The organism is Pseudomonas sp. XP1 (genome assembly GCF_053557675.1).
The window spans coordinates 70,011-79,371 of sequence record NZ_JBNRIJ010000014.1; the positions used below are offsets into that span (position 1 = coordinate 70,011).

General features: G+C 63.7%; 11 protein-coding genes. 2 read left to right on the forward strand and 9 right to left on the reverse strand.

All coding sequences use genetic code 11. From position 1 onward, the window contains the following. The 4 genes from phnE to ACK1U9_RS14645 all read right to left on the reverse strand — a co-directional run. The coding region (gene phnE, locus ACK1U9_RS14630) for a phosphonate ABC transporter, permease protein PhnE (RefSeq protein ID WP_449109977.1) at nt 1–711 on the reverse strand (711 nt) is incomplete at its 3' end. Further along, nucleotides 708–1,535 (reverse strand): PhnE/PtxC family ABC transporter permease, encoded by an 828-nt coding sequence (locus ACK1U9_RS14635; RefSeq protein ID WP_085600681.1) that lies wholly within the window; start codon nt 1,533–1,535, stop codon nt 708–710. The genes phnE and ACK1U9_RS14635, both read right to left, overlap by 4 nt. Beyond that, nucleotides 1,529–2,323 (reverse strand): phosphonate ABC transporter ATP-binding protein, encoded by a 795-nt coding sequence (locus ACK1U9_RS14640; protein ID WP_085600739.1) that lies wholly within the window; start codon nt 2,321–2,323, stop codon nt 1,529–1,531. Before ACK1U9_RS14640 ends, ACK1U9_RS14635 begins: the two co-directional genes overlap by 7 nt. A 20-nt stretch (nt 2,324–2,343) precedes the next feature. Next, complete coding sequence (locus tag ACK1U9_RS14645) at nt 2,344–3,198, reverse strand: putative selenate ABC transporter substrate-binding protein (protein ID WP_449109978.1); 855 nt, start codon at nt 3,196–3,198, stop codon at nt 2,344–2,346. Nucleotides 3,199–3,324: 126 nt separating this feature from the next. On the opposite strand from ACK1U9_RS14645, the gene selD reads away from it, so the two are divergent. Together selD and mnmH are read left to right on the forward strand one after the other, a co-directional pair. Continuing rightward, a complete protein-coding gene (gene selD / locus ACK1U9_RS14650; protein WP_108480919.1) occupies nt 3,325–4,359 on the forward strand; it encodes a selenide, water dikinase SelD in 1,035 nt (344 codons plus the stop codon). Continuing rightward, a complete protein-coding gene (gene mnmH / locus ACK1U9_RS14655) occupies nt 4,359–5,468 on the forward strand; it encodes a tRNA 2-selenouridine(34) synthase MnmH (RefSeq protein WP_108480918.1) in 1,110 nt (369 codons plus the stop codon). Before selD ends, mnmH begins: the two co-directional genes overlap by 1 nt. Before the next feature lie 137 nt (nt 5,469–5,605). On the opposite strand, the gene ACK1U9_RS14660 is transcribed toward mnmH, so the two are convergent. The 5 genes from ACK1U9_RS14660 to ACK1U9_RS14680 all read right to left on the reverse strand — a co-directional run bounded on the left by ACK1U9_RS14660 (nt 5,606) and on the right by ACK1U9_RS14680 (nt 9,230). Next, entirely contained in the window at nt 5,606–5,992 is a 387-nt protein-coding gene (locus ACK1U9_RS14660) for a lysozyme inhibitor LprI family protein (RefSeq protein WP_085600689.1), read from the reverse strand. A 19-nt stretch (nt 5,993–6,011) separates the two neighbouring features. Continuing rightward, nucleotides 6,012–6,551 carry a hypothetical protein gene (locus tag ACK1U9_RS14665; protein ID WP_085600691.1) on the reverse strand — a complete coding sequence of 180 codons (540 nt, stop codon included), beginning with the start codon at nt 6,549–6,551 and terminating at the stop codon, nt 6,012–6,014. A gap of 12 nt (nt 6,552–6,563) precedes the next feature. Continuing rightward, nucleotides 6,564–7,127 carry a GNAT family N-acetyltransferase gene (locus ACK1U9_RS14670; RefSeq protein ID WP_012270565.1) on the reverse strand — a complete coding sequence of 188 codons (564 nt, stop codon included), beginning with the start codon at nt 7,125–7,127 and terminating at the stop codon, nt 6,564–6,566. A 465-nt stretch (nt 7,128–7,592) separates the two neighbouring features. Further along, on the reverse strand, nt 7,593–7,976 hold the full coding sequence (locus ACK1U9_RS14675; protein ID WP_046616073.1) for a YkgJ family cysteine cluster protein: 384 nt from the start codon (nt 7,974–7,976) through the stop codon (nt 7,593–7,595). Between the two features lie 126 nt (nt 7,977–8,102). Further along, nucleotides 8,103–9,230, reverse strand: coding sequence for a hypothetical protein (locus ACK1U9_RS14680; RefSeq protein WP_108480916.1), 1,128 nt, complete (start codon nt 9,228–9,230; stop codon nt 8,103–8,105). Between the last annotated feature and the right edge of the window lie 131 nt (nt 9,231–9,361).

Here is a 9,361-nt window from a genome sequence, read left to right on the forward strand (position 1 = left end):
CAGTACCAGCATCCCGATGATCACGGTACTGGCTTGGGCCTCCTGGAACAGGCTCAAGGTGGTGTACAGCATCTGCCCCAACCCACCCGCACCGACAAACCCCAGCACGCTGGCCATGCGGATATTGTTCTCCCACCGATACAGGCTATAAGCCAGCAACTGCGGCCACAGATTGGGCAAAGTGCCAAAGCAGAATGCCGCCACCTGGCTACCACCCTGCAAGCGGATGGCCGCCGCCGGCTCCGGCGGTGCATTCTCAAGCGCCTCGGCAAACAGCCGCCCTAGCACGCCAGCGGTATGCAGCGCCAAGGCCAGGGTACCGGCATTCGGCCCAAGCCCGGCCGCCAGCACCGTCAGCGCGGCCCACACCAGTTCCGGGATGGCCCGCAGGGCATTCAGCAACAACCGCGCACAGGCCTGCAGCGGCCAACCGAACCGGCCAGCGGCCGGCAGCGCCAACAGCATGCCCAGCAACATGGCCAACAAGGTGCCAAGACCCGACATGGCCAAGGTCTCCAGCGCCCCGTGCGCAACCGCGCGCAGTTGCCCCGCAGACAGGTCCGGGTGCAGGAAACGCCCGGCATATTCGCCCATCTGCCCCAGCCCGCCGTTGCCGACCAGCGCCTGCAAGTCCAGCTCCAGGTATGCGAACGAGGCCATCACCGCAGCCACGATGGCGCCTAGCACCAGCAAATTGATGACCCGGTTCATGCCAGCCTCCAGCGCAGGAAGCGGCTGAGCAAGTCTGCCAGCATCACCAGGACCAGGAATGTCAGCAGCATGCTGGCCACTTCCGCCCCAGCGAACATTCGCATCGACAGGTCGATCTGCTGCCCCAGCCCGCCAGCACCGACAAAGCCCATTACCACCGAGGCACGTACCGCGCACTCCCAGCGGTACACGGTGTAGGACACCACTTCGGACACCGCACTTGGCAATATGCCGTAGAGAAACGCAGCCAGGCGGCCACTACCCGCCTGCAGCAAGGCATGGGCCGGGCGCTGGTCGACCGACTCGAAGATCTCGGCGTAGACCTTGCCGAGCATGCCACTGTAGGTGATGGCAATGGCCAGTACGCCCGCCGTCGGCCCCAGCCCCACGGCCCGCACGAACAGCAACGCCCAGACGATTTCCGGCACGCTGCGCAGGAATATCAGCAACCAGCGCACCGGCAGGCGCAGCAGACGCGACCACAAGCCGGCCCGGCCCCCACGGGAGGCGGCGCGCAGCGACAGGGCGCGGCTGGCCAGCAACCCGGCAGGGACCGCCAGGAGCAACGCCAGCGCCATGCCGGCCGTGGCTACGGCCAGGGTCTGCAGGGTGGCTTCATACAGCAGCGACAGGAAACCGGCATCGTGTGCCGGTGGCCAGAAGGCACTGGTGAAACTGGCGATCTGCTGGCGGTTCTCTTCCTGCAGCAGTACCCCGGGGTTCAGTTCGCTCAAGCGGATGCCAGGCCATAGCACCGCCACCGCCAGCAGGGCCAGCAGCAACCGCGGCAGCAGCGCCGGGTCGCGGGCATCAAGCTTCAGCATCGCGGAATCTGCACGGTCAACGTCGGCCCCTGGCTTGGCGGTGAGGCCAGTTGTTCGTTGGCGTACAGCGCATCCAGCAACTGCTCGGTCACCGCTTGTGCCGGGCAGTCGAACGCCACCTGCCCTTCGCGGATACCAATCACCCGCGGGAAATGCGCCAGCGCCAGGTCCACGGCATGCAGGCTCGCCACCAGGGTCACGCCATTGGCCTGTGCATGGCGGTTGAGCAAGGCCAGGCTGTGGTCAGCCAGCACCGGGTCCATGGCCGACACCGGCTCGTCGGTCAGCAATACCTGCGGCCGCTGGTACAGCGCCCGGGCAATACCCACCCGCTGCAACTGGCCGCCGGACAACTGCCCGCACTGCACGAACAGCTTGTCCGCCAAGCCCAGCTCGGCCAGCGCTTGGCGCGCCCCCGGCACATCACTGGGGTACAGCAGGTTGAGCAGGCCGCGCAGCACACCCCACTGCCCCAGTCGGCCGGCCAGCACCGCCGTCACTACCCGCTGGCGCGGTGGCAAGGGTGGTGCCTGGTGCACCAGGCCGACCCGCGCACGCAGACGCTGGCGGGCTCTGGCGGACAGCGCCCAGGGCTGTTCGCCGAGCAGTTCCAGGCGCCCGCTGCTGGGTTGGATGGCGGTCGCCATCAGGTGCAGCAAGCTGGACTTGCCCGCCCCCGAAGGCCCGATGATGGCAACACGCTCGCCCTGGCCGATGCACAGGCTCACGGCATCAAGCGCACGCACCTGGCCATGGCGCAGCCCGGCCCCGTGCAGTTGGATAGCCACGTTGGAAGCCACTGTCGATGTCACTTGAGCAGGCCGGCCTCGCGCGCAGCCTGCTCGGTGCCCACGTAGTTCTCAGGTTTGGTCTCGATGAAGCGGCTGGCCGCCTGCAGGTCGAGGATCGCCTTGTCCTCCGGGTTGGCCGGGTTAAGGTCGAGGAAGGCTTTCTTGATCTTCTCTTTCAGCGCCGGGTCCATGTTGCCGCGCACGGTCCAGTTGTAGTCGAAGTAGGTCGGGGTGGTGGCAAACACCTTCACCTTGGCGGTATCGACCTTGCCCGCATCCACCAGTTTTTGCCACACGCTGGCGTTGAGCACGCCGCCATCGACCTTGCCAGCCTGTACCCAGGCCACGGTGGCATCGTGGGCGCCGGAGTAGGCAACGCGGCCGAAGTAGTCTTCAGGCTTGATGTTTTCCTGCTTGAGCATGAAGTAACGCGGCATCAGGCTGCCCGAGGTGGACGAGATGGAACCGAAGGCAAACGACTTGCCCTTGAGGTCGGCCAGGCTCTTCACATCGGGGTTGGCGGTAATGAACTTGGAAGTGAACTGCGCATCCTGTTCACGCTGCACCAGCGGCGTGGCGGCAGGGTCCTTCAGGTGCACCTGTACGAAGGTGAAGCCCCCCAGCCAGGCCAGGTCCAGGCGGTTTGAAGCCAGCGACTCGACAACCGCCGGGTAATCGGCCACGGGCACGAACTTCACCTCCATGCCCAGCTGCTTGGCCAGGTACTCGCCCAAAGGCTTGAACTTGCGCTGCAGTTCCGTCGGTGCTTCGTCAGGGATGGCGCTGACCCGCAGGGTGTCGGCAGCCTGGGCAACAGCGGCACAGCAAGACAGCACGAGGCCGGCGGCGAGCGCCAGAGGGCGTTTGAGCATGTGTGTTCTCCGGTTCAATAGCGGGGAAAGGTCGGCCTATGCGCCGACGACGGGAATTATAAGAGCCGCAGGCGCAAAGGCCAGCTTTGCTACAATCGCGCATCAAATTGACCCCCTGAGGTGCACATGAGCGAGCCGATTCGCCTGACCCAGTACAGCCATGGTGCCGGCTGTGGCTGCAAGATATCCCCCAAGGTGCTGGATGTGATCCTCGCTGAAAGCGGCACCCAGGCCCTGGACCCGAAACTGTGGGTGGGCAACGCCTCGCGCGACGACGCCGCCGTGTACGCGCTGGATGACGAGCGCGGCGTGGTCTCGACCACCGACTTCTTCATGCCGATCGTCGATGACCCGTACGACTTCGGCCGCATCGCCGCCACCAACGCCATCAGCGACATCTACGCCATGGGCGGCGACCCGCTGATGGCCATTGCCATCCTCGGCTGGCCAGTCAACGTGCTGCCCCCGGAAGTGGCCCGCGAAGTGATCCGCGGTGGCCGCGCGGTATGCGCCGAAGCCGGCATCCCGCTGGCCGGCGGCCACTCCATCGACGCCCCCGAGCCGATCTTCGGCCTGGCCGTCACCGGCGTGGTCAGCAAGCGCCACCTAAAGCGCAACGACACCGCCAGCGCAGGCTGCCGCCTGTACCTGACCAAGCCACTGGGTATCGGCATCCTCACCACCGCCGAGAAAAAGGCCAAGCTGCGCCCCCAGGACCAAGGCCTGGCCCGCGACTGGATGTGCACCCTCAATACCCCCGGCAGCCGCTTCGGCAAGCTTGACGGGGTCAAGGCCATGACCGACGTCACCGGTTTCGGCCTGTTGGGCCACCTGGTGGAACTGGCCGAAGGCAGTGGCCTTACCGCTCACCTGAACTATGCAGCCGTCCCGCGCCTGCCCAGCGTCGACCACTACCTGGCCGAGGGCTGCATCCCCGGCGGTACCCTGCGCAACTTCGACAGCTACGGCCACAAGATTGGTGCCCTGAGCGACGACCAGAAGCACCTGCTGTGCGACCCGCAGACCAGCGGCGGCCTGCTGGTGGCGGTTACCCCGGAAGGTGAAGGCGAATTCCTGGCGGTGGCCGCCGAACTGGGCCTGCAGCTGGCACCGATCGGCAAGCTGGTCGAGCGACAGAGCCACGCGGTCGAGGTGATCTGATGCGCCCCGACTGCACCGACTTCCGCCAGTTGTTCCTCGACGATGTGCCGATGATGGACATGCGTGCACCTGTCGAATTTGCCAAGGGCGCCTTCCCCGGTGCCGTCAACCTGCCGCTGATGAATGACCAGGAGCGGCAGAGGGTCGGCACCTGCTACAAGCAGCAGGGCCAGGCCGCCGCTATCGCCCTGGGCCACCAATTGGTCAGCGGCGCCACCAAGCAGGCACGCCTGGAGGCCTGGGCAGCGTTCGCCAAGGCTCACCCGGAAGGCTACCTGTACTGCTTCCGTGGCGGCCTGCGATCGCAGATCGTGCAGGGCTGGTTGCGCGATGAGGCGGGTATCCAGTACCCGCGCGTCAAAGGTGGCTACAAGGCCATGCGTACCTTCCTCCTGGAGACCACCGAGCAGGCAGTGGAGCAATGCGATTTCGTGTTGGTAGGCGGCCTGACCGGCACCGGCAAGACCGACGTGCTGCACCAGCTGGATAACGTGCTCGACCTGGAAGGCCATGCCAACCACCGTGGTTCCAGCTTCGGCAAACGCGCCACTGCGCAGCCGGCGCAGATCGACTTCGAAAACAGGTTGGCCATCGACGTGCTGAAGAAGCGCGCCCGTGGCATCGAGCAGTTCGTGCTGGAGGATGAAGGCCGCATTGTGGGCAGTTGCACGGTGCCGCTGGAGCTGTACCAGGGCATGCAGCAGTATCCGCTGGTGTGGCTGGAGGACAGCTTCGCCAACAGGGTGGAACGCATTCTGCGTGACTACGTGATCAATCTCAGCGCCGAGTTCGTGAGTGTACATGGTGCAGAAGAGGGCCCCCGGCTGTTTGCCGAACGCATGCTGCAGAGCATGGCCAACATCTACAAGCGCTTGGGGGGAGAGCGCTATCAGCGGCTGTCGGAAATCCTGCGCCAGGCCCTGGAAGAACAACAGCGAGACGGCTCGGTAGACCTGCACCGGGGTTGGATCGAAGGGTTGCTGAACGAGTATTACGACCCGATGTATGCCTACCAGCGTGCAGCGAAGGCAGAGCGTATCGAGTTTGCCGGGGATGCGGTGGAAGTGCGCGAGTACCTCAGGGCCCGGGCGTTGCGCGAACCCAAGTAAAAAGGGGGCCGCTTCGCGCCCCATCGCCGCGGTTCGTCGCCACGACAAGCCAGCTCCCACAGTTATTGCACTGCCTGACAGAGTATGCGCTCCCTTTGGGAGCTGGCTTGCCGGCGATAGGGCCAGTACAGAAAACCTCACAGCCCAGGGCTGAGCACCCGCTCCAGCTCCGCCGCCCGGTCGCGGGTCATGCCCATCACACAGCTCCCACCTTCCAGCTGCGCCATGGTCCCGCCACTGGCCTGCACATGGAACCGGCAATTGCCATCGCGGTAGGCAAGCCACTTGCGCTGTACATCACGCAGGCTCTTCTGTTGCCCGTCATCCAGCTTGCCCATCAATTGCTTGTACACCCGGTTCAAACGCTGGTCCTGCAACTGCGTCTCGGCCCGAATGCACTCGCTCATGGCAACGGTGCTGGACGCCTTGTCCATGCACTGCCCGTAACCCGGCGTGTAATCATCCGCCAAAGCCAGCGGCAGCACACAGGCCAATGCCAGGCCCGTCAGGTAATGCTTGGTCATCAACCCCTCCTTGTGGGTATCACAGCGCCTGCGGCTGTTCCGGCGGCATCAGCACCTTGCCCGGCTCGAAGCGCAGCGACGGCATCTGCGTCGCCGCATACAGCGCCACGCCAAGCGCCGCGATCAACACCACATCCAGCCAGCTCCAGCCCGGCATGTCGTCGGTACTGCGGGCCCTCCAGCAATGCCAGGCCTGGCCCACGCAAAACACCACCATCGCCGCCAGCCACAGGTAGAAACCGGCACCGAAACCGGCCAGGTCATGAAACTCATAGCTCTGATTGTCCGGCAGGCGGTCAATTCCAAAGCTGCTGGCCGCCAGATACACAGCCACAAGCCCGACCAGCAATGCCATCCGGCGAAAGCGCCGATGGGCAAGGACCGCCAGGGCCAGCAGCGGGTTGGCAAACCACTGGTACAAACCGAAGGGCATGCCCCAGGGCCCGTACAACAGCATCTGCAGGGCGGGCATGTGGCGGTCGCCACTCATTAGCGCGCCATCAAAGAACAGTGCGAGCAGGTACAGCAGCAAGCTGAAACTCAGGTAGAAAACGGGCAAGAGATTTACTTCCTAGGCAACCGGGGGCTCTAGCAGAAGGCCATATATACCTGAATCGGACAACTCGCCGGCAACGCACCAGCGCGCACGCAATGTGCCCTCCAGCACGAAGCCCTGGCGCTCCAGAGTACGTGCCGAACCTTGGTTACGCGGATCGATCTCGCCTTCCAGGCGGCGCATGTGCAGGGTGTGGGCGAGGTAGTCGATAAAGCAGGTCAGTGCTTCGTCCATATAGCCTCTGCCCTGCACCGCGCTGGCCAGGCAGTAGCCGATTTCACCACGGCGGGATACATCATCGATGTTGAACAGCTGGACCATACCGATCAGTTCGCCGTTGTCACGGCGGTACATGCCAAGCTTGAGCTGGTCGCCATTGGCATAGGCTTCGCGGTCGGCGGCCAGGGCGCTTTCGGCTTCGGCAAGGTCTTGCCAGGGGGCATGGTGCCAATAACGCATGACCTCGGGGTCGGCCATGATAGCCAGCCACTGCGCGGCATCGGCATGGCGCATGGGGCGCAATTGCAGACGCGGGCTGTCGAGGCAGAGGTCACTGGGGAAACTGCGGGGTGGGGTCACGCCGGATCTCCTGTCCATTGCTGGGGAGATGACAGTTTAACTTCATGTGGGGTGGGTGGTGGTGCGGAAATCGAGTGCCGCCCGCGCGGCGCCCGATCTCAACCACCACAAACCTTTCGGCATGCATCTGTCAGTCGCTACTGGCCAGCCCGCCAGGCAGATCGGGCCATTACTCAATCTCCGCGGTTCAATCCCACTACCATTGTCATTGACCAGTGTCTTAGCCAATTTCGCAGGTTAACCCCCAATCCCAAGAAACCAGAAGCATTTGGTTTCAGGTCCGCAATCTTCTTGCAGCTAATGGCCCTTTCGCGGGTGAACCCGCTCCCACAGGTACTGCACCAGCCTTGAGAGAATTGTTGTGCCAGTGGCATCTACAGGCATTGCACCAGCCTTGAGCGCGGCGCGATCCCTGTGGGAGCGGGTTCACCCGCGAAAGGGCCGGTAGAGGCTAACGAAATACGTTCAGGCCACCTCAGCCCCATCATCCGGCCAATGCGGCTCGTTGGCCCCCGGCGGGGTCAGCGGTGGCAGGCCATACGCGGCACGTGCATCGTCGCAGCTGGGGTTATGCACCCCACCCACCCACGACGCCTCGAACTCGCGGCAGGGGCTGGAACGGTTGGCGTAGATGGTGCAAGCCACCTCTCGGCCGATTTCGCCCTGCAGGCTGACACAGCGGCAAGGCTTGGCATCGGTGCCGATCATGGCAACGCGCGTGGGGTTGATCTGCACCACCAGGTCATCCGGCACTAGGCCCCCGGCAGACTGGCATTCGCCCCAGAAAAAGGACACACGGAAGTACCCGCAGCAGGCGCCGCAGTCAAGGCAAGGGTTGTATTCGGACATGATGGCACGGAGGGAAGGTTGTTGTTATCGGGGCTGGCCCGCGGCGCCATTTTCAATCCAAGAGGGGGCGGCTGGATAGAGGGGCAATACAAAAAAATGTGCCGCTGATCCGGCCGCCCGCAAGTGCTAACAGATGGACTTGTAAGTCGCAGCATCCCAACGCTGTAAAGCCAGGCCGGCGCTCGGATCGTAGTCGTCGCCCTGCACCTTGCTGAAGTACGTACGCGCTTCGCCGCAATGCACCAGCCGATCGTTCTTTTCACCTTCGGTGAGTACGGTGTAGGACTTACTGCGCATGGCCTGATACTGCTTGTCAGCCGCCGCCATGAGCTGGTGATACTCCATCAACTGGCTATCGCCCAAGGTCAGCCGCTTGTCTAGCTGCACGCCCCAGCGGGTCAGGCAGACTTCGGCAAAATGTCGGACGATCAGTCCCGGCTCTGCCAGCACCTTGCCCTTGCCCGCACCATCCGCCGAGGCATTGCCCACCAGCGTGGCATGCCGGCCTGGCATCGGGTAGACGCAGATTCGCGTCGCCTTCGCGACGGAAGGAATCACGCAGGCAAAACCTTTGGAGCGCTCGTCCCGCGAATAGAAGCCGACATACTCCTTGACGTTATCAGCCAATGTCACGCGCTCGGCTTGCACATTGCCGATCCCTGGCACCGGGTCGATGGCAAAGATGTTCACCGGTATCCGGCGCAATACTGGGTCCTGCACCATTGCGTTGGCCAGCATGTGGCAGCTGATCCCTCCCCTGCTCCAGCCCACCAGATTCACCTGGGTCGGCAAGCGCGACTTGCGGAACAGCTTGATGATGCGCTCCTGCAGCTCCTGTGGAGTCGGGTGTCTGTCACCGTAGTCATAGGTGCGCCAGAACCACGAAGCCGTGGAGGACGCATCCGGAATAGGTACGCCGGCGCTCTTCAGTCGCTCGTATTCTTCTTCGCTCAATTTGGTGCGCTGCCAGCTGCTCTCGCCTTTTATCACCTGCAGCACATGGTTGACGTTCTCTTCCCAGCCGCGACCGAACAACTGGCCGGTCCAGTTGAAGTAACCGCCAGGCTCGACGAAAAGGTTGTCGTCCTGAAGGTTGCCGCTGCCGGGGCCGTCAACGGCTATCCAGTGTGCAAACTCGCGGCCCTGGTCATTGCTGGCCAGGGTCGAGACCAGCTCGCCATTCCAGAAGTTGGGGTTGGCGTCGTCGAAGCGGTGGGAACCGGTACCGCAGAAGTAGGCGGTGAAAACACTCATTTGTGGGTCTCTGTGGTGAGAAATGAGTGCAGAAAAATAGGTAGATCAATCGGTGGGATGCAGGTGGAAAAATCGCCTTTGAGTCAGTCGGGGCTGCTTTGCAGCCCATCGCGACACAAGGCCGCGCCAAA

What these genes read in the sequence shown, in the direction of transcription:
- ACK1U9_RS14635 (WP_085600681.1), bottom strand. Translation starts at nt 1,535, where the DNA reads ATGCTGAAGCTTGATGCCCGCGACCCGGCGCTGCTGCCGCGGTTGCTG.
- ACK1U9_RS14645 (WP_449109978.1), bottom strand. Translation starts at nt 3,198, where the DNA reads ATGCTCAAACGCCCTCTGGCGCTCGCCGCCGGCCTCGTGCTGTCTTGC.
- selD (WP_108480919.1), top strand. Translation starts at nt 3,325, where the DNA reads ATGAGCGAGCCGATTCGCCTGACCCAGTACAGCCATGGTGCCGGCTGT.
- mnmH (WP_108480918.1), top strand. Translation starts at nt 4,359, where the DNA reads ATGCGCCCCGACTGCACCGACTTCCGCCAGTTGTTCCTCGACGATGTG.
- ACK1U9_RS14660 (WP_085600689.1), bottom strand. Translation starts at nt 5,992, where the DNA reads ATGACCAAGCATTACCTGACGGGCCTGGCATTGGCCTGTGTGCTGCCG.
- ACK1U9_RS14675 (WP_046616073.1), bottom strand. Translation starts at nt 7,976, where the DNA reads ATGTCCGAATACAACCCTTGCCTTGACTGCGGCGCCTGCTGCGGGTAC.
- ACK1U9_RS14680 (WP_108480916.1), bottom strand. Translation starts at nt 9,230, where the DNA reads ATGAGTGTTTTCACCGCCTACTTCTGCGGTACCGGTTCCCACCGCTTC.